Below are 18,678 nucleotides of genomic sequence, written 5' to 3'. Positions count from 1 at the left end.
GTGACGGAGGCGTCCAGGGCGGTGGCCGCCGCGGGTCGGGAGTCGTTTCCGCGGATCGTGGCGGCGCTGATCCGGGTGACCGGCGACTGGACGCTCGCCGAGGACTGCGCCCAGGAGGCGCTGGCGCTCGCCCTGGAGCGCTGGCCCCGCGACGGCGTACCCGGCAATCCGGGCGGCTGGCTGATGACGGTCGCCCGGAACCGGGCCGTCGACGTGCTGCGCCGGGCCGACACCGAGCAGCGCAAGCTGCGCGAGTTGGCGCTGCTCGCCGAGCAGGAGGTGGCGCCGCCGCCGGCCGGGGAGGAGGACGTGGTGGACGACCGGTTGCGGCTCATCTTCACCTGCTGCCATCCGGCCCTGGCGATGGAGGCCCGGGTGGCGCTCACCCTGCGGACCGTCTGCGGGGTGGCCACCGTCGACATCGCGCGCGCCCTGCTGGTCAGCGAGTCGACGATGACCCGGCGGCTGACCCGGGCCAAGGCGAGGATCGCCCAGGCCGGCATCCCCTACCGGGTACCGAGCGGGCCGGCGCTGGCGGAGCGGCTGCCCGGCGTACTGGCCGTGCTCTACCTGCTCTTCACCCGGGGCTACGACGCCGACGGTGAGCCGGCCTTCGCGGACGAGGCGATCCGCCTGGCCCGGCTGGTCGACGGGCTGCTGCCCGGTCACCCGGAGGTCGCCGGGCTGCTCGCGCTCTTCCTGTTCCAGCACTCCCGCCGGTCGGCCCGGCGCGACGCCGCGGGCAACCTGCTCACGCTCGACCGGCAGGACCGGTCCCGGTGGGATCACGCCGCCGTCGCCGAGGGGCTCGACGTGCTGCGGCGGGCCGGCGAGGACGGCCCGTACGCGCTCCAGGCGCGGATCGCCGCCTGTCACGCCACCGCCCGCAGCAGCGCGGAGACCGACTGGCCGGCCATCGCCGGCTGGTACGACCGGCTGGCGCAGCGCTCCGCCTCGCCGGTGGTGGAGTTGAACCGGGCCGTGGCGCACGGATTCGCGTACGGGCCGGCGACCGGGTTGGCCCTGCTCGCCGGGGCGCGCGCCGGCGGCAAACTGGACGGCTATCCGCCGGCGCTCGCCGCCGAGGCCGAGCTGACCGCCCGCCAGGGCGACCGGGTCCGCGCCGTGCGGCTGTTCCGGGCGGCCGCGGCGATGACCGACGCGCCGGCCGAGCGACGAGCGCTCACCGACCGGGCCGACGAGCTGGCCCTCGACCGCTAGGCGAACCGCAGGTGGCGGCGCTGGCGCAGGCGTACGGCGCCGGCCACGGCGACCAGGACGGTGAGCGTGACCGCGACCGCGACCCCCTGGGTCAGGCCTCGACTCAGGTAGCCGCCGTCGGTGTGGTCGATGGCGTACGTGGCGATCTCCCGGCTGAACCAGAAGGGCAACGCCCGGGTGATGTTGTTCGCCGGGTCCATCACCATCTGCAGGCCGACCACGGTCAGCAGCACCAGCGTCCCCTCCAGCTCGCGGGGCAGCACCGCGCTGAGCAACAGGCCGAACGGGGCGGCCACCGCCACGGTCAGCGCCATGATCAGGGCGATGGCGGCGTACCGGACGTCGTGCTGGTCGAGGAGGATGAGCACGAAGTACGGCGCGGAGAGCAGCACGCCCACCGTCCAGAGGGCGAGCAGCCGCCCGAGCACCAGGTGCAGGCTGCCGTAGCCGGACAGCCGCAGCCGGGGTTCCATCCCGCGCGCCGCGCTGCCGGCGAAGAGCGCCGCGGTGCTCAGCGCCCAGCCCAGCCCCAGGCAGACGAAGCGGATCGACTGGCCGAGGTAATCGCCGCGGCGGCTGAGGTAGAAGGCGAGCGGCAACAGCAGCAGGATCAGCAGCACCGAACGCCGGCGCAGCAGCTCCCGCAGCGCGGACTCGGCCACCACGAGGATCTTGGTCATGCGCTGCGCTCCCGAGGGGTGGTCAGGTCGAGCACGATGTCGACGCGGTCGAGCTGGTTGAGCAGGTGGGTGACGACGACGATGGCCTTGCCGGCGTCGCGCCATCGCCACACCTCGTGCCAGAAGTCGAGATAGGTGCCCCGGTCGAAGCCCTGGTAGGGCTCGTCGAGCAGCAGCACGTCGGGTTCGCCCAGCCCGGCCAGCACCAGGTTCAGCTTCTGTCGGGTGCCGCCGGAGAGGTGTCGCGTCTGCGTGCCGGCCGGCGGGGCCCAGTCCAGCGCGGCGGCCCCGGCGCGGCCGGACCGCCGGGCCGCGCTCCGGTCCAGCCCTCGGCCCGCCCCGACGAGTACGAAGTGCTCGTCGGGGTCGAGGAACTCGGCGGTGCCGCCGTCCTGCGGGCAGTAGCCGAGGGTGCCGTGCACCCGCACAATGCCGGCGTCCGGGCTGAGCATGCCGGCGCAGATGCGCAGGAAGGTGCTCTTGCCCGCGCCGTTGGCGCCGACCACCGCGGCGATCTCCCCCGCGCGGACGGTCAGGTCGACCCGGTCGAGGACGGTGCGTCCGCGGTAGCGCTTGGTGATGCCCTGCGCGGCGAGCCGCACCGGGCCCGGCTGTCGGCGGGGCGGGCGCAGGTCGGGCCCGCCGAGGCTGTCGGCGACCGCCCGGGCGTACGTCTCGGGTGGGCCGAAGACCCGTAGCGGCGGCTCCCCGCTCTCCCGCAGGTGGGTGGCGGCCTCGGCGACGACGTGGCCGGTCAGGTCGGGCCCCACCCCGTGCCGGCGCAGCTCGCCGGTGAGGGCGGCGAGCCAGGCGTGGTGGTTCACCGCATCTGCTCCTCGCTCAGTATCGCGCCCACGCTCGCCGCGAAGGCGGTCCAGTCGGTGCCGGTCGTGCGCAGCGCCTCGCTGCCGGCCGGGCTGATCCGGTAGTACTTGCGGGCCGGGCCGGTCTCCCCTTCGCGCCAGTGCGCGCTCACCAGTCCGGAGCGCTGCAGGCGCAGCAGCACCGGGTAGAGGGTGCCGCCCTGTACGGCGCCGAGCCCATGGGCGCGCAGCGCTTGGGACAGCTGGTAGCCGTAGGACTCCCCCCGGCTGAGCAGCGCGAGGACGCAGAGGTCGAGCACCCCGCGCAGCCACTGCGCCCGCCGTTCCTGGTCCATCCCGGCCCTACCGGAACCGAGTGGGGCGGGCCGCTCGAAAGATCACGTGGGGACGATAGCGCCGCCACCTAGGTAGCGCAACAACCTAGTCGGCGCTCCCGCCGTGCGTCACCGCTGCGGCGCGCTGGTCGACGGGGCAGGCGTAGGCGGTGCGGGCGGCCAGTTGCCAGCGGCGGACCGGGGCACCGCAGCGGCGGCACTCGTCGCGCTTGTACACCCAGCGCTCGTCGGGGGCGATCGGGTCACTGACCACCTGTCCGGCGTCGCGGCCCAGCGCCAGGTAGCGCACCGCGAGCTCCCAGAGCCGCCGCGCCGGCGCCGGCCCGATCCCGCGCGCGTCCGGGTCGAGGCCGGCGAGGAAGAGCAGCTCGGCCCGCCAGGCGTTGCCGATGCCCGCCCAGGTCGCCTGGTCGAGCACTGCCGCGCCGATCGCGCCACCGGTCGCGGACATCCGCCGCACCGCCTCGGCCGGATCGGCATCGGCCCGCAGCGGATCCGGGCCCAGGGAGGCCCGCAACGCGCGCTCACCGTCGGCCGGAAGCGGCTCGCACCGGATCGGCGCGATCAGGTCGTACGCGACGCGCTCGCCGGCGAGCCGCAGCCGCACTCCCCCACGGGGCGGCACGGCGGGGTCGTCCTGGCGCAGGAAGAGCCCGCGCATGCCGAGGTGCACGTGCAGGGCCGGGCTGTCGTCGAAGTGGTAGAGCAGGTGCTTGCCGTACGCCTCGACGGCCCGCAGCGTGCGCCCGGTGTACGGGTGCGGGTCGAAGCGGCCCTGCGGGCTGGACAGCGCCGGAACGCTGCCGGCCAGCGCGGCGTGCTGCTCTCGCGCGTACCGGTGGATCAGGTGACCCTCGGGCATGCCCGGCGGGTACCCGGCGCCATTGCGAGAAAACACCCGGTTTACCCGCCGGTGCCCGGGTTTCCGGCCCGCCACCGGGGAACTAAGGGGTGCGACCAGTGCCGTGGCCCGCCCGCCGAGAGGATGCGAGATGACCGTCAACCCGGATGATCCGCTGCGCGAACCACCGGAGGCCGACGCGATCGAGCAGCGTCAGCCCGTGGTGGACGATGCGGAGCAGGACGTCACCGCGACCAGCACGCCGGTGGAGGCCAGCGAGGCGGACGTGGCCGAGCAGAGCGCGCCGCCGGCCGGCGAAACGGACTCGCTCACGCTCCTGCCGGAGGACGCCAACCCGGCCGACGCCCTCGAACAGCGAGAATCGATCATCCCGGCCGACGAGGACCACCGGCCCTGACGGCGAACCGCCCCTGCACGCAGCCTTCCGCGCGTCCCGGACCGGTCGCCGCGCGCTGCGGTCACTCGATCGGCGAGGTGGAGAGGGTCCGGCGCAACTCCCGCTTGAGCACCTTGTGGCTCGGCCCGATCGGCAGCGCGTCGACGTAGCGGACCTGACGCGGGTACTTGTGCCGGCCCAGGTGCTCGCGCGCCCAGTCGATCAGCTCCTGCTCGCTCGGCGCCGGCCCGGCCGGGTCGCGCACCACCACCGCGCACACCTCCTCGCCGTGCCGCGGGTCGGGCACGCCGATCACCGCCACCTGGCCGACCGCCGGGTGCCGCGCGAGAGCCTCCTCGACCTCCCGCGGATAGACGTTGAAGCCGCCGCGGATGATCAGGTCCTTCTTCCGGTCGACGATGGTGACGAACCCGTCGGCATCCTTACGGCCCAGGTCGCCGCTGCGGAACCAGCCGTCGACCACGGCCTCGGCGGTGGCCTCCGGCCGGCCGTGGTAGCCGGCGAAGACGTTGTGCCCACGGATGACGATCTCGCCGAGCTCCCCGGTCGGCAGCAGCTCGATCCGCTCGTCCAGGTCGGCGCGGGCGATCTCCACCTCGACGCCCCAGACCGGATGCCCGATGGTGCCCGCCCGGGTGCCGAAGTGCGGCTGGTTGGTGGTCGCCGTGGGCGAGGTCTCGGAGAGCCCGTACCCCTCGAAGACGGTGGTGTCGAAGGCGGCGTGGAAGCGTTCCAGGACGGCGACCGGCAACGACGCCCCGCCGGAGACGCAGAGCCGCAGCCGGGGCAGGGCGGTGCGGCCCCGGGCGGCTTCGAGCAGCGCCACGTACATGGTCGGCACGCCGTGGAAGACGTCCACCCGCTCGCGCAGCATCAGGTCGATCGCCTCCGCGCCGGTGAACCGGCCCAGCAGCACCAGGGTCGCGCCGATCCGGAAGGTGCCGTTCATCGCCACCGTCTGGCCGAAGCTGTGGAACAGCGGCAGACAGCCGAGCACCACGTCGGTCTCCCGGGCGTCGTTGGCGTCGAAGACGTTGACGGTGGCGTTCATGACCAGGTTGAGGTGGGTGAGCAGGGCGCCCTTGGGCACGCCGGTGGTGCCGCTGGTGTAGAGCACCACCGCGGTGTCCTCGGCGGCCCGGGTGACGTACGACGGCAGCGGCGCCAGCGGCTCGCTCACGTTCTCCAGTCGGCGGGCCGCGACGCCGGTCGCGGCGGGGCCGACCGTCACCAGCGCGACGCCGGCCTTCTCGGCGGCCGCCGCGCCCAGGGCCAGCTGGGAGGTGTGGCAGACCAGCAGCTTCGCGCCGCTGTCGCGCAGCACGTGCCCGGCCTCGTCCGGGGTGAGCAGCAGGTGCACCGGGACCAGCACCGCGCCGGCGGCGAGGGCGCCGTAGTAGACCCGGGGGAAGTCGACCACGTTCGGGGCGAGCAGGGCCACCGGGTCGCCCGGTCCGACGCCCAGCTCGCGCAGCCCGGCGGCGTAGCTGCGGGCCTCCAGCCACAGCTCGGCATAGGTCACCCGGATCTCCCCGTCCACCACCGCGACGGTGTCGGCGTGCCGGCGCGCCGACTCGGCCAGCACCATGGCCAGCGACAGGGCGGTCATCGGGCCGCGCCCCGGTAGAGGCGGCTGACCGTCTCGGCGACGCAGGCCGGCTTGCCGCCCGCGTCGCTCTCCACGGTGACCGCGGTGACCACCTGCACCCCACCGTCCACCGGGGACACCTCGGCGATGGTCGCGCTGGCCCGCACCGCGCCGCCGACCCGCACCGGGGCCGGGAACCGCACCCGGTTCAGGCCGTAGTTGACCCCCATCCCCACCCCCTCGACCCGGTAGAGCCGGCCGACCAGCGCCGGCAGCAGGGACAGGGTCAGGTAGCCGTGGGCGATGGTGCCGCCGAACGGGCCGGCCGCGGCCCGCTGCGGGTCGACGTGGATCCACTGGTGGTCGTCGGTGGCGTCGGCGAAGAGGTCGACCCGGTTCTGGTCGACGGTCTGCCAGGGCCCGGGGCCGACGGTCTCGCCGACCGCCGCGGCCAGCTCGTCGATGGAGGCGAAGGTCCTCATGCCAGGTGCCCTCCCAGTCGGGTGTAGCCGCGCAGCAGGTCACGGGAGATGATCAGCCGCTGCATCTCGTCGGTGCCCTCGAAGATCCGGTAGAGGCGGACCTGGCGGTACCACCGCTCGATGGGCAGCTCGCGGGTGTAACCCATGCCCCCGTGGATCTGCATCACCCGGTCCACCACCCGGTTGACCATGCCGGCGGCGTAGAGCTTGCACATCGAGGAGGCGTGCCGCGGGTCCATGCCCTGGTCGACCGTCCAGGCGGCCCGCAGCACCAACCACCGGGCCGCCTCCAGCTCGGTCTCCGAGTCGGCGATCATCCACTGGATCGCCTGGTTCTCGCCGATCGGCCGGCCGAACGTCTCCCGGGTGTTGGCCTGGTCGATCGCCATCCGCAGCGCCCGCTCGGCGATGCCGATCGCGTGCGAGGGGATGATGTAGCGACCCTTGCCGATCCACTCCATGCCGAGGGTGAAGCCCTGACCGATCTCGCCGAGGATGTTGCGCTCGGGCACCCGGACGTCGTCGAAGACGAGCGACGCGGGGCCGCCCTCCCCCATGGTCTGGATGAACTCCGACCGCCAGCCCATCGCCCGGTCCACCAGGAACGCGGTGGCGCCACCACGGCGGGCGCCCTTCTCCGGGTCGGTGACCGCGATGACGATGGCGAAGTCGGCCTCGTGGCCGCCGGTGATGAAGGTCTTCTCGCCGTTGAGCACCCAGTCGCCGCCGTCCCGGCGGGCGCTGAGCTTGATGTTCGCCGCGTCCGACCCGGCGCCCGGTTCGGTGATCGCGAAGCAGCTGAGCCGCTCCCCCTCGATGGTCGGCAGCAGATACTCGCGCTGCTGCTCCTCGTTGGCCCGGAACAGGATGTTGTCGGCCTCGCCGCCGAACCGGAACGGCACGAACGAGCGGCCGATCTCGGTCCAGATCAGCGACTGGGTGACCGCGGGCAGGTCCATGCCGCCGTACTCCTCGGCGGTGGCCAGTCCCCAGAAGCCGAACTTGCGCGCCTTCAGTTGCAGCTCACGCAGTTCACTGCGGTCCAGCCCGGGCTGGTGTGCCCGCTCCCGCCGCAGCAGCTCCTGCTCCAGCGGCATCACCTCCCGGGCGATGAAGTCGCGGGCCGTGTCGCGGATGGCCCGCTGCTCGTCGGATAGCGCGAAGTCCATGGTTCCTCCGGGTGGTGGGGATGCTGCTAGAAGGCGTTGACGCCGGTGAGCGCGCGTCCGATGAGAAGCTGCTGGATCTGGCTGGTGCCCTCGTAGAGGGTGGTGACCCGGGCGTCGCGCAGGTACTTGCCGACCGGGTACTCGTCGATGTAGCCGTAGCCGCCGAAGACCTGCACCGCGTTGTCGGCCGCCCGCACGGCCGCCTCGCTGGCGAAGAGCTTGGCCATCGACGCCTCGGTGGCGAACGGTTGGCCCCGGTCGATCAGGTCGGCCACCTGCCACACCAGCAGCCGGGCGGCGGAGGTGTCCACCGCGATGCCGGCTAGCAGCTGCTGCACCAGCTGGTGGCCGGCGATGGGCTTGCCGAACTGGGTGCGCTGCCCGGCGTAGGCCACGGCGGCGTCCAGACAGCCCTGGGCGATGCCGACGCAGCCGGCGGCGACGGACATCCGCCCCTTCGCGAGGGTGCCGAGCGCCAGCCGGAAGCCGGCGCCCTCGTCGCCGAGGCGGGCCGTGTCGGGCACCCGTACGCCGTCGAGGCGCAGCTCGGCGGTGGCCTGGCCGCGCAGGCCGAGCTTGCCGTGGATCTCCCGCCGGGTCAGCCCGGCGCTGCCGGTCGGCACCAGGAAGGCGGTGATCCCCCGGTGACCGGGGCCGCCGGTACGGGCGAAGACCAGCGCCACGTCGGCCGTGGTGCCGTTGGTGATGAACGTCTTGGTGCCGGTGAGCAGCCAGTCCTCGCCGTCGCGGTCGGCGCGGGTGCGCAGCGCGGCGGCGTCCGATCCGCTGTCCGGCTCGGTGAGCGCGAAGCAGCCGAGGGCGGCGCCGGAGCAGAGCCGGGGCAGCCACTCGGCCCGCTGCGCCGCCGACCCGTGGGCGGCGATCGCCTTGGCGACCAGGCCGAGCGAGACCGAGACGATGCCGCGGATGGCGGAATCCCCCCGGCCCAGCTCCTCGAGGACCAGGCAGTAGGCGAGATGGTCGCCGCCGGCGCCGCCGTCGGCCTCGGGAATGGTCAGGCCGAGAAAGCCCAGCTCGCCGAGCGCGCCGACGACGGCCGGGTCGACCGCCTCGCGCCGGTCCCACTCCGCCGCGTGCGGCCGCACCTCGCGGTCGACGAACTCGGCGGCGAGCCGGCGGACCGCGGCCTGCTCGGCGGAGAGCTGCAGATCCATGACCCTTAAACTAGCGGTGCAAGTTTAAGTCCGTCCAGACCCCGGCTGTGGCAGAGTTTCCCGCGGACCCCGGAGGCCTCCGGCGAGCCAGCACTTCCGCGGAGCGGCACGCCTCCGGCGGAGCACGAGCAGAGGAGGACGCGATGCCCCGGCCGCGACAGGCGCTGCTCAGCCGGCAGCGGATCGTCGAGGCCGCCGCCGCGCTGATCGACGCCGAGGGACTGGAGGGCTTCTCCACCCGACGGCTCGCCGCCGAGCTCGGGGTGCGCGGGCCGTCGCTGTACAACCACTTCGGCACCAAGGACGAGATCCTCGACGCGGTCGCGGACAGCATCACCGGGCAGGTCGACGTGTCCTTCTTCGGTCAGGTCGACTGGCGGGAGGCGCTGCGCCGGTGGGGGCACTCCTACCGGGCGGCGCTCGCGGCGCACCCGAACATCGTGCCGTACCTGGCCCGCGGCCCCGGACGGCGGCCGGCCGCGCTGGCCATGGCGGACGCGGTCTACGGCGGGTTGGTCGACGCCGGTTGGCCGCCCGCCCGGGCCACCCACATCGGAGCGCTGATGCGCTACTTCGTGGCCGGGTCGGCGCTGGGTTCGTTCGCTCGCGGCTTCGTCGAGGATCCCGGGCTCTACGCCGAGCAGTACCCGCACCTGACCCAGGCGCACCGACTCGCCGAGCATCAGCAGCAGGTCGACGAGGGGGCGTTCGTGCTCGGCCTCGACGCGCTCCTCGACGGGCTGTCCCGCACCTACGAACAGCACGTCGGCCCGTTGCCGCCCCTCCCGCCGGCCGCCGGGGCGTACTAGGGTCCAAACTTGCACTGCTAGTTTCGGGCGACCTACGTGAGGGGCGCGATGGATCTCGCACGGACCGACCTCTACCTCGACGGCCGGTGGGTCACCGCGCCGGACGAGGCGACCCTGCCGGTGGAGAATCCGGCGACCGAGGAGGTCGTCGCGACCGTACCGGCCGGCACGGCGGCCGACGTCGACCGCGCCGTGGCCGCCGCCCGGGCCGCCTTCGACGGCTGGGCCGCGACCGCGCCGGCCGAGCGGGCCGCGCACCTGGACCGGCTGCACGCCGCCCTCTCCGCCCGCGCCGACGAGATCGGCCGCACCATCGCGCTGGAGCTGGGCACCCCGCTGAAGCTGGCCACCCGGGTCCAGGCCGGCCTGCCGCTCACCGTGTTGCACAGCTACGTGGAGCTGGCCGCCCGCCCGCCGGCGGACGAGACGGTGGGCAACTCGACGGTGGTCCGCGAGCCGGTCGGCGTGGTCGGCGCGATCACCCCGTGGAACTATCCGCTGCACCAGGTGGTGGCGAAGCTGGCCCCCGCGCTCGCCGCCGGCTGCACCGTGGTGCTCAAGCCGAGCGAGCTGACCCCGCTGGTGTCGTACCTGCTCTTCGACGCGATCCACGAGGCCGGCTTCCCGCCGGGCGTGGTCAACCTGGTCACCGGCACCGGCCCGGTGGTCGGCGAGGCCATCGCCGGGCACCCGGACGTCGACATGGTCTCCTTCACGGGCTCCACCGCGACCGGCCGGCGGATCGCCCACCTGGCGGCGGAGCGGATCGCCCGGGTCGCGCTGGAGCTCGGCGGCAAGTCGGCGAACGTCATCCTCGACGACGCCGACCTGGCCACCGCGGTCAAGGTCGGGGTGGGCAACGCCTTCCTCAACTCCGGGCAGACCTGCACGGCGTGGACCCGGATGCTGGTGCACCGGTCCCGCTACGACGAGGCGCTGGCGCTGGCTGCCAAGGCCGCCGAGGGGTACCGGCTCGGTGACCCGTTCGACCCGGCCACCCGGCTGGGTCCGCTCGTCTCCGCCGCCCAGCGGGAGCGGGTCCAGGGCCACGTGACCCGCGGGCTGGCCGACGGCGGAAGGCTGGTCGCGGGCGGCCCCGACGCCCCGGTCCCCGACCGGGGCTTCTTCGTCGCGCCCACCGTGATCGCCGACGTCGACCCGGGAAGCGCGCTGGCCCAGGAAGAGGTCTTCGGCCCGGTGCTGGCGGTGATCCCGGTCGACGACGACGAGCACGCCGTCGCGGTCGCCAACAACTCGCGGTACGGGCTGGCCGGCGCGGTCTGGTCCGGCGACGAGGAACGCGCGGCGCGGGTGGCCCGGCGGATGCGCACCGGAGCGGTGGACATCAACGGCGCGCCGTTCAACCCGCTTGCCCCGTTCGGTGGCTACAAGCAGTCCGGCATCGGCCGCGAGCTGGGCCGGCACGGGCTGGACGAGTTCCTCCAGACCAAGGCCATCCAGCGATGAGGGCGCTGGTCGTCCGCGAGGTCGGGGCGCCGCTGCGGGTGGAGGAGATCGAGCTGCCCGCGCCGGGGCCGGGTGAGGTGCGGGTCGGCATCCGGGCCGCCGGGGTCTGCCACTCCGATCTGTCCATGGTGAACGGCACGCTCGCGCCGTCGTATCCGCTGGCGCTCGGCCACGAGGCGGCCGGCGTGGTCACCGAGGTCGGCGCGGACGTCTCCCGGGTGGCGCCCGGCGCGCACGTGGTGCTGAACTGGGCGCCCCCCTGCCGGAACTGCTGGTACTGCGGGCACGGCGAGCCGTGGCTCTGCGCGGGCCTCGGGTCGCCCTCCACGCCCCGCGGCCGGACGGCGGCCGGCGATCCGCTGCACGTCACGCTCGGCCTCGGCGCGCTCGCCGAGGAGGTGGTGGTACCCGAGAACGCGGTGATCCCGGTCCCCTCCGCGCTGCCGTTCGAGGCGGCGGCGCTGCTCGGCTGCGCCGTGCTCACCGGGGTCGGCGCGGTCCGGCGCACCGCGACGGTGGCGCCCGGCGAGTCGGTCGCCGTGATCGGGCTCGGCGGGGTGGGGCTGTCGGTGGTCGGTGCCGCCCGGGCGGCCGGCGCGGACCCGGTGCTGGCGGTCGACGTCTCGCCGGCCAAGGCCGGCCTGGCGATCGCGGCCGGCGCCACCGACTTCCTGCTCGCCGACGACAAGCTCAGCCGCGCGGTACGGGAGCGGACCGACGGCCGGGGCGTGGACCACGCGTTCGAGTGCGTGGGGCGGGGCAGCACGATCCGCACCGCCTGGCGGTCCGCCCGGCGTGGCGGACAGGTGACCGTGGTGGGGATGGGGGCCAAGGACGACCTCGTCCCGCTCAGCGCGCTGGAGATCTTCCACTCGGCCCGGACGCTGCGTTCCTCCGTCTACGGCTCGTCCGACCCGGATCGCGACCTGCCCGAGTTGGCTCGGGCGGTGCTCGACGGCACCCTCGACCTCGCCCCGCTGATCACCGACCGCACCACCCTGGACGGCGCCGCCGAGGCGTTCGACCGGATGGCCCGGGGCGAGGGCGCGCGTACCCTCGTCCTGCCCTGAGCGGGCGCGGCCGGGCAGCCCGATGGCCCGTACGTCGGTACGCGATCTCCAGGAGCGGGCGGCCCGAGCGCTGCCGGCCGAGCAGGTCGAGGTGGTCGACGGGTGGTGGCTGCGGCACCATCCGCACTCCTCGTGGTGGGTGGGATCGGTGCTGCCGCACGGTGTGCTCGACTCGGGCGACCTGGTCCACCGGGTCGTCGCGGCCGAGGAGTTCTACCGCCGTCGCGACACGACCCCGCTGTTCCAGATCAGCCCGGGCGCGTGCCCGGCCGGGCTCGACGCGCTCCTGGCGGCGCGCGGCTACCGCCGGCACGGTGGCCTGTCGTTGCAGGTGGCACCGACCGCGCGGGTCCTGACGCGGGCACCGGCCGGCGCGCTGCGGGTGCGGTGGGACGACCACCCGACGGACGCCTGGTTCGACGTCTGGCGCGCCGCGCACGGTGACGACGGCGACGAGGCCCGCGCCGAGTGGGAGCTGCTCGCCCGGGTGGACCGGCCGAGCGCCTACGTCCGGGCGATGATCGGCGACGACGCCGTGGCGGTCGGCCGCGCGGTCGCCGACACCGGCTGGGCGGGAGTGTTCAACATGGCCACGCTGCCGCGGGCACGCGGGGAGGGCGCGGCCGACAGGGTGCTCGCCGCGCTCGCCGACTGGGCCGCCGCGCAGCACGTCGACGAGATGTACCTGCAGGTGGAGCGGGACAACGCCCCGGCCATGCGGCTGTACGGGCGGCGAGGTTTCCGCGAACTGCGCGGATACCACTACCGCATCGCGGGCTGAGCACCGCTTCGGCGGGGCGGCCGCGCGGGGCTAGCCGAGCGCCCGGGCGAGTTCGGTCCGGGACCGGATGCCGAGCCGGTGGAAGATGTTGCGCAGGTGGTGGTCGACCGTCCGGGTGGAGAGGAACATCCGGGCGGCGATCTCCCGGTTGGTGGCGCCCTCGGCGACCAGTTGGGCGATCCGCAACTGCTGGCCGGTCAGCAGCCGGGCGGCGGCCGGGTCGGGGGCGCCGACGGACTCGCCGGCGGCCCGCAACTCGGCGGTGGCCTGTTCGGCCCACGCGTCCGCGCCGAGCACGGTGAACGCGGCCCAGGCGTCGTGCAGGTGCGACCGGGCGTCGCGGGGTCGGCGGGCACGGCGCAGTTCCCGGCCGAAGAGCAGCGCGGTACGGGCCCGCTCGAAGGCGCCCGCGTCCACCGGGTGCAGCCGCAGCGCGGTGTGGAAGTGTTCCTCGGCCTGCCCGCTGCCCTTGCGGGCCAGCAGGGCGTGACACCGGGCCGACAGGGCCCGCCGGGACGGGCTCGCCGTGCTGCTGGCCCAGCGGTCGAAGACGGCCAGCGCGGCGTTCGCCGCGGGTCGGTGCACCGGGTCGACAGCGGCGGCCTCCACCAGGTACGGCGTGGCCATCACCTGGACGAGGACCTGCCCGTGGCCGGTGCCGGGGCGGGCCAGCCCGGTCAGTCGCGCCGCGGCGGCGGCGTGCCGGCCCTCGGTCAGGTCGAGTACCGCGAGGGCCCACTGGGCCAGTGCCCGGGGGCGGCTGTGCGGCGCGGGGGCCTCGCCGATCTCCCGAAGCCGGCGCAGGCACGTCTGCCGATCGGCGCGGACGGCGGCGAGCACGGCGAGCATGCCCAGGTGGACGCCGGCCGTGGCGATCTGCCCGGTCGCCCGGGCCAGCCGCAGGCCCTCCCGGGAGGTCTCGGCCGCCGCCTCGTGGCGGCCCAGCCAGTACTCGGCGACGGCCCGCAGCTCCAGGGCCCGGGGCAGCGCGGACAACTCACCTCGGCTCCGGGCCAGCTCGACGGCGCGGTCGGCGAGCCGGTGCGCCGGGCCGTCCACCGCCACCAGGAGCCCGGCCGCCGCGGCCCAGGTCAGCGCGGCCGGGGTGAGCGCCGGCCCGGAGAGCTGGCCGCCGAGCACGACGGCCCGGCGCAGCGCGGGGCCACCGTGTTCGTGGTCGCCGCGCAGCGTCGCGCCCACTCCGTTCAGGTAGGCGCTGGTCAGCTCGGTCACCGGCGGGTCGCCGGGGCGGAGCAGCGCGCGGGATCGGCGGGCGAGATCGGCGTAGCGGTACTGCTGACCCGAGTAGGAGGCGAGTTCGCCGGCCCGGGCCAGCGCGACGAGGGCCAACGCCCGGTCGGTGCCGGCCAGCGCCTCCGCCGCGGCCAGCAGCGCGGGTGCCGCGGCCGGGACCGGGCCGCACCGCAGCGCCATCTCGCCGCGGAGCAGCTCGGCCCGGCCGGCGGCGCACGGCGACAGCGGGCCGGCGCCGAGGCCCGCCAGGAGCAGCCGGGCCCGCTGCGGCGATCCGGCCTGCCAGGCGTAGCGGGCGGCGGCGACCCGACGCTCGGCGGCGCGGGCCGGCTCGTCGGTGAGTTCGGCGGCCCGTTCGAGGGCGCCGGACGCGTCGGCCGGGTCGCTCTCGTCGGCGAGCGCGGCGGCTTCCAGCTCGGCGGCGAGCGCCGGGTCGGGACCGGTCGCGGCGGCGGCGTGGTGCAGGGCCCGGCGCAGTCGGTCCGCGGGGTCGTCCAGCACGCCGGCCAGCAGCAGGTGCGCCGCGCGCCGCTCGGCGAGCGGGGCGGTGGCCGCGACCACGACCCGGACGACCGGCTGCGGGAAGGTGATCTGGTGCGCCTCGACGCGGACCAGGCCGGCCACCTCGGCCGGCGCGAGCGCGGCGATCGCCGCCCCGCCGGCGCGGGCCGCCCGCACCAGGGTGTCGGGGTCCGCGTCGGGGTCGAGCGCGGCGAGCAGCAGCACCCGGCGGGTGTCGCCGGGCAGGTGGTCCAGCCGGGCCCGGTAGGCGCGGCCCAGCGCGCCGTCGACCGGTGGCGCGACGGGCGGCGGCGCGTCACCCCGGCGCTGGTCGTGGCTGAGCGTGCCGGCGAGGTCGACCAGGGCCTGCGGGTTTCCTCCGGCCGCCGCCGCGAGCGCCGAGGCCACCGCCGGGGCGGGCGGTTCCGGCAGCCGGTCGGCGAGCAGGGCCGCGCTGTCCCGCTCGTCCAGCGGGTGCAACCGGTGGGTGGGCAGCCCGCCGGGCGACGCGGTCGCCGCGGTGAGCAGGACGGCGACCGGCAGCCGGCGCAGCCGCCGAGCGACGAAGGCGAGCGTCTCGGCGGTCGGGGGGTCGCCCCGGTCGACGTCGTCCATCGTGCACAGCACCGGACGGTCCTGGGCGACGGTGGCGAGCAGCCGCAGCACGGCCAGGCAGAGGGCCAGCCGGCGCTCGGTCGGGCAGCCGCCGCCGGCCAGCGTCCGGCGCAGCAGGCGAGCCTGCGGGCGGGGCAGCGTCCCGATCCGGTCGAGCACCGGGTCGAGGAGGCGTTGCAGCCCGGCGTACGGCACGGCCGCCTCCTCCGCGTGCCCCGCTGCGGCGAGCACGGCGCAGCCCTCGGCGTGCCGGTGGGCGTAGCCGACCAGCGCGCTCCGGCCGGAGCCCGGCTCGCCGTGGAGCACCAGGGCGCTCCCGCCGCCGGCCACGCCGTCGAGCAGCCGGCGGATCGCCCGGCACTCCTCGTCCCGGCCCCGCAGCACGGTTATTTGCACTCTTGATGCAGTAACCATGCATTCAGTGTTACCTATAGGTAACCGGTTGGAAAGAGGCGTCCGTGGGGTCATTCGTCGGCGGCGGCCAGCAGCGCGCCGACCGTGCGGGCCATCACCGCACGGGCCTGGTCCACCCCCAGCCCGAGGCCGTCGCGGAGCATCGACCAGGCCGGCCACATGCTCGCCGCCACGATCGCGTCGACCAACTGCTTGCGGCCCGGCCCGGACGGCGGCAGCTCGCCGGCGAAGAGCGCCTCGACCTCGTCGCGCACCCGCCCGATGTGCTTGAGCCGGTTGCGGTGCAGCTGGTCGGAGACCGGTTCGCGCATCTGCGCGGCCCGGGCCGACGGTGCGATCAGCTGGAGCAGCCGGGCCCGCTGCCGGCAGTACGCGTCGACCCGCCTGGCCAGTGGCAGCGCCGGCGAGATCGTCCGGTGGGCGGCGTCCTGCTGGCGGAGCACCTCGGCGCCGCTGGCCTCGAAGAGCGTCTCCATGTCCTTGAAGTTCGTCCAGAGCGTGCGCAGTGAGATGCCGGCCCGCTCGGCGATCCGCTCGCCCGTCGGCCGGAGGTCCCCCTCGGAGATCAGGGCGAGGTGCGCCTCGACGATCGCCGCCCGGGTGCGTTCGGCGCGGGCGGTCCGTCCGTCGACCCGTACCGGCGCCTCGGCCCTGCCCATTCGCCTCTGCCCCCTCACCACCGCCGCGGCCCACCCGGCAGCACCGGCGAGTCTAGACGCGCGGTGATCAGCGCCACCGGGGCACCGGGCGAGGGTCCGACCGCCGGCCGGCGCAAAGTCATCCGGCGGCCCGGCCGGTGAGCGTCGCGCCGCCGTCACAGACGACGGTCTGCCCGGTGATCCAGGCCGCGTCGGGCGAGGCCAGGAAGGCGACCGCGGCGGCCACGTCCGGCGGCACCCCGAGGCGCCCGAGCGGGTACGCCGCCGCGACCTCCTCCTCCCGACCCTCGTAGAGGGCCGCCGCGAAGCGGGTCTTCACCACCCCGGGCGCGACCGCGTTGACCCGGACCGTCGGACCGAGTTCGACGGCCAGACAGGCGGTGAGATGGTTGAGGGCGGCCTTGCTCACCCCGTAGAAGGCGATGCCGGTCGACGGGGCGAGGCCGGCGACCGACGAGACGTTGACCACGCAACCGCCGCGCTCGGTCAGACCCGCGGCGCAGACCTCCTGCACCCAGCCGAGCGCACCGACCAGGTTGACGTCGAGGATCTTGCGGGCCGCCGCCAGGTCGAGCGTCGCGAGCGGCCCGTACGCCGGGTTGATGCCGGCGTTGTTGACCAGGATGTCGATCGGCCCGAACGCGTCGGCCACCCGGCGCACCGCCTCGGCCCGGTGCTCGGCGTCGTCGGCGCGGCCAGGCACGGCCACGGCGTGCGCCGGGCCACCGAGCGCGGCGACCGCCTCGGTGAGCGTCTCCGGTCGCCGGGCGGTGAGGCCGACCCGTGCGCCCTCGGCCACCAGCCGCCGGGCGATGGCGAGCCCGATTCCACGGCTGGCGCCGGTGACGAGGGCGACCCGGCCGGGCAGCCGAACTGAATCTGCATTCACAGTGCAGATAGTAGGAGGCCGATCGACCGGGGTCAACGACCGACCGGCGCGATCACGGAGACCGCATCGCCGTCCACTTCCGAAAGCAGCATCGGCGGTGCAGATAGCCGACCTCGCCGCCGCCGAACCGCGGGCACGACGGCCGGCCGGGCCTGGCCGTGGCGGCGATGCCACGGCCGGACCCGGCCGGTGATCGTTGTGGATCAGGACGCGGTCGGCACCCCGTTCGCCGGCGGTTGCACCGGCGTCGCGGTGTACTCGTTCACCGGCCCGTCGGCCTCGTCGGTCTCGTAGACCGGGCCGAAGTAGCTCTGCGTTCCTCCGCTGACCCGGCTCAGCTGCTGCCCGCCGTAGCCGGAGTGATCGGTCGCCGAGAAGCGCAACGGCGCCAGCCCGGGCCCCTGGTAGCCGCCCTTGCTCACCGCCGCGGTCACCGACTCCCGGGTGAGGTCCTTGCCGGCGGCGAGCAGCACCTGGACGAAGAGGTAGCCGACCGACATGCCGTAGACGGTGTTGCCGTCGAACGGCGCGTCCCCGTTGTGCTCCTTGTTGATTCTGGTGAAGAGCTGGATCCACGGGTTGGCGGTGTCGTTCTGCATCGGCAGGTAGTTGGTGCCGATCATGCCCTCCAGCAGCGGCGCGGCCTCACCGAGCTGCTTCGCCAGGGTGGGGTGGTCGGCGCCCACGTTGGAGACCATCCACTGCGGCTTGAAGCCGAGCCGGGCGGCGGTGCCGATGGAGAGCGCGGTGAACCCGGGGACCGTGGCGAGGATGACCACCTCGCACGCCGCCGCCTTGAACGCGCCGATCTGCGGGGCGACGTTGGTGTTGCTGGTGACGTAGGTCTGCTTGACCGCCACCGGGCCGAGCACCTTCTCCACGCCGGCCAGGCTGTCCCGGCCGAAGTCGTCGTCCTGGCCGAGGAAGCAGACCTTCTTGCCGGGCAGGGCGCTCTTCACGTGGTTGGCCAGGATCTTGCCCTCCACGGTGTAGTCCGGGTTGAAGCCGAACGTGCCGGGATACTTGTCGGGCTGGTCCCAGCTGCGGCTGCCGGAGGCGACGAAGAGGTCGGGCACCCGGTTGCTCTTGAGGAAGTCGAGCACACCGGTGTGCGTCGGCGTGCCGAGCCCGTTGAGGATCGCGAACACCTTGTCCTGCAGGACCAGTTGGCGGACCACCTGCTGGGTGTTCGCCGGGTTGTACCCGTCGTCCATGATCTTGTAGGTGATCTTCCGACCGTGCACGCCGCCGTTGGCGTTGACGTAGTCGAAGTACGCCTTCGTCGCCGGGGCGATCTTCGAATAGCCGGCCGAGGCCGGCCCGGTGAGCGGCATGTGGGTGCCGACCACGATCTCGGTGTCGGTGACGCCGGGCACGGACCCGCGTCCGGGGCTGGACCCGCCGTCACCGCTGCAGGCGGTGGCGCTGACGAGCAGGGCGATGGTGCTGGCGATGGCGAGACCGCCTCGTGCCGTACGGTGCATGG

At 74.8% G+C, this 18,678-nt stretch carries 18 protein-coding genes; 6 read left to right on the top strand and 12 right to left on the bottom strand.

From position 1 onward, the window contains the following. Complete coding sequence (locus tag AB0C04_RS22295) at positions 1–1,221, top strand: sigma-70 family RNA polymerase sigma factor (protein WP_357057599.1); 1,221 nt, start codon at positions 1–3, stop codon at positions 1,219–1,221. Here the strand turns inward: AB0C04_RS22295 and AB0C04_RS22290 are convergent. The 4 genes from AB0C04_RS22290 to AB0C04_RS22275 all read right to left on the bottom strand — a co-directional run bounded on the left by AB0C04_RS22290 (position 1,218) and on the right by AB0C04_RS22275 (position 3,922). Next, the gene (locus tag AB0C04_RS22290; protein WP_357057597.1) at positions 1,218–1,901 is read right to left on the bottom strand and encodes a hypothetical protein; all 684 of its coding nucleotides are present in this window, start codon (positions 1,899–1,901) and stop codon (positions 1,218–1,220) included. The two genes, AB0C04_RS22295 and AB0C04_RS22290, sit on opposite strands and share 4 nt — an antisense overlap. After that, positions 1,898–2,725 carry an ATP-binding cassette domain-containing protein gene (locus tag AB0C04_RS22285; protein ID WP_357057595.1) on the bottom strand — a complete coding sequence of 276 codons (828 nt, stop codon included), beginning with the start codon at positions 2,723–2,725 and terminating at the stop codon, positions 1,898–1,900. The genes AB0C04_RS22290 and AB0C04_RS22285 overlap by 4 nt, the downstream gene beginning before the upstream one ends. Then, the gene (locus tag AB0C04_RS22280; RefSeq protein WP_357057593.1) at positions 2,722–3,060 is read right to left on the bottom strand and encodes a PadR family transcriptional regulator; all 339 of its coding nucleotides are present in this window, start codon (positions 3,058–3,060) and stop codon (positions 2,722–2,724) included. The genes AB0C04_RS22285 and AB0C04_RS22280 overlap by 4 nt, the downstream gene beginning before the upstream one ends. Positions 3,061–3,145: 85 nt before the next feature. Then, complete coding sequence (locus tag AB0C04_RS22275) at positions 3,146–3,922, bottom strand: DNA-formamidopyrimidine glycosylase family protein (RefSeq protein WP_357057591.1); 777 nt, start codon at positions 3,920–3,922, stop codon at positions 3,146–3,148. Between the two features lie 130 nt (positions 3,923–4,052). Here AB0C04_RS22275 and AB0C04_RS22270 point away from each other — a divergent pair, with 130 nt between their 5' ends. Then, on the top strand, positions 4,053–4,319 hold the full coding sequence (locus tag AB0C04_RS22270) for a hypothetical protein (RefSeq protein ID WP_357057589.1): 267 nt from the start codon (positions 4,053–4,055) through the stop codon (positions 4,317–4,319). 61 nt (positions 4,320–4,380) lie between these two features. On the opposite strand, the gene AB0C04_RS22265 is transcribed toward AB0C04_RS22270, so the two are convergent. From AB0C04_RS22265 to AB0C04_RS22250, 4 genes are read right to left on the bottom strand one after another with little or no spacing between them, the layout of a single operon-like run. After that, a complete protein-coding gene (locus AB0C04_RS22265) occupies positions 4,381–5,928 on the bottom strand; it encodes a long-chain fatty acid--CoA ligase (protein ID WP_357057587.1) in 1,548 nt (515 codons plus the stop codon). Then, a complete protein-coding gene (locus AB0C04_RS22260; RefSeq protein ID WP_357057585.1) occupies positions 5,925–6,389 on the bottom strand; it encodes a MaoC family dehydratase in 465 nt (154 codons plus the stop codon). Before AB0C04_RS22260 ends, AB0C04_RS22265 begins: the two co-directional genes overlap by 4 nt. Then, on the bottom strand, positions 6,386–7,558 hold the full coding sequence (locus AB0C04_RS22255) for an acyl-CoA dehydrogenase family protein (RefSeq protein ID WP_350870212.1): 1,173 nt from the start codon (positions 7,556–7,558) through the stop codon (positions 6,386–6,388). The genes AB0C04_RS22260 and AB0C04_RS22255 overlap by 4 nt, the downstream gene beginning before the upstream one ends. 26 nt (positions 7,559–7,584) lie before the next feature. Further along, entirely contained in the window at positions 7,585–8,733 is a 1,149-nt protein-coding gene (locus AB0C04_RS22250; protein WP_357057582.1) for an acyl-CoA dehydrogenase family protein, read from the bottom strand. A 143-nt stretch (positions 8,734–8,876) separates the two neighbouring features. Between AB0C04_RS22250 and AB0C04_RS22245 the strand changes: the two genes are divergently transcribed. The 4 genes from AB0C04_RS22245 to AB0C04_RS22230 are packed head-to-tail and all read left to right on the top strand — an operon-like array spanning position 8,877 to position 12,860. Beyond that, positions 8,877–9,542, top strand: a complete 666-nt coding sequence (locus tag AB0C04_RS22245; protein WP_357057580.1) for a TetR/AcrR family transcriptional regulator C-terminal domain-containing protein — start codon at positions 8,877–8,879, stop codon at positions 9,540–9,542. Positions 9,543–9,590: 48 nt separating this feature from the next. After that, positions 9,591–11,009 carry an aldehyde dehydrogenase family protein gene (locus AB0C04_RS22240; protein WP_357057578.1) on the top strand — a complete coding sequence of 473 codons (1,419 nt, stop codon included), beginning with the start codon at positions 9,591–9,593 and terminating at the stop codon, positions 11,007–11,009. Continuing rightward, on the top strand, positions 11,006–12,079 hold the full coding sequence (locus AB0C04_RS22235) for an alcohol dehydrogenase catalytic domain-containing protein (RefSeq protein WP_357057577.1): 1,074 nt from the start codon (positions 11,006–11,008) through the stop codon (positions 12,077–12,079). Before AB0C04_RS22240 ends, AB0C04_RS22235 begins: the two co-directional genes overlap by 4 nt. 22 nt (positions 12,080–12,101) lie before the next feature. Further along, a complete protein-coding gene (locus AB0C04_RS22230) occupies positions 12,102–12,860 on the top strand; it encodes a GNAT family N-acetyltransferase (protein ID WP_357057575.1) in 759 nt (252 codons plus the stop codon). A 30-nt stretch (positions 12,861–12,890) separates the two neighbouring features. On the opposite strand, the gene AB0C04_RS22225 is transcribed toward AB0C04_RS22230, so the two are convergent. The 4 genes from AB0C04_RS22225 to AB0C04_RS22210 all read right to left on the bottom strand — a co-directional run bounded on the left by AB0C04_RS22225 (position 12,891) and on the right by AB0C04_RS22210 (position 18,676). Then, positions 12,891–15,644, bottom strand: coding sequence for an AAA family ATPase (locus AB0C04_RS22225; protein WP_357057573.1), 2,754 nt, complete (start codon positions 15,642–15,644; stop codon positions 12,891–12,893). Positions 15,645–15,694: 50 nt separating this feature from the next. Continuing rightward, positions 15,695–16,303: a TetR/AcrR family transcriptional regulator gene (locus tag AB0C04_RS22220; RefSeq protein ID WP_357057571.1), complete on the bottom strand. Its 609-nt coding sequence runs from the start codon at positions 16,301–16,303 to the stop codon at positions 15,695–15,697. Between the two features lie 118 nt (positions 16,304–16,421). Further along, positions 16,422–17,192 carry an SDR family oxidoreductase gene (locus tag AB0C04_RS22215; RefSeq protein WP_357057569.1) on the bottom strand — a complete coding sequence of 257 codons (771 nt, stop codon included), beginning with the start codon at positions 17,190–17,192 and terminating at the stop codon, positions 16,422–16,424. 203 nt (positions 17,193–17,395) lie between these two features. Further along, a complete protein-coding gene (locus AB0C04_RS22210) occupies positions 17,396–18,676 on the bottom strand; it encodes an ABC transporter substrate-binding protein (RefSeq protein WP_357057567.1) in 1,281 nt (426 codons plus the stop codon). Positions 18,677–18,678: the final 2 nt, after the last annotated feature.

The sequence above is a fragment of the Micromonospora sp. NPDC048909 genome, assembly GCF_040649635.1.
Classification (GTDB): Bacteria; Actinomycetota; Actinomycetes; order Mycobacteriales; family Micromonosporaceae; genus Micromonospora.
This window is presented reverse-complemented; position numbering and strand designations above follow the sequence as displayed.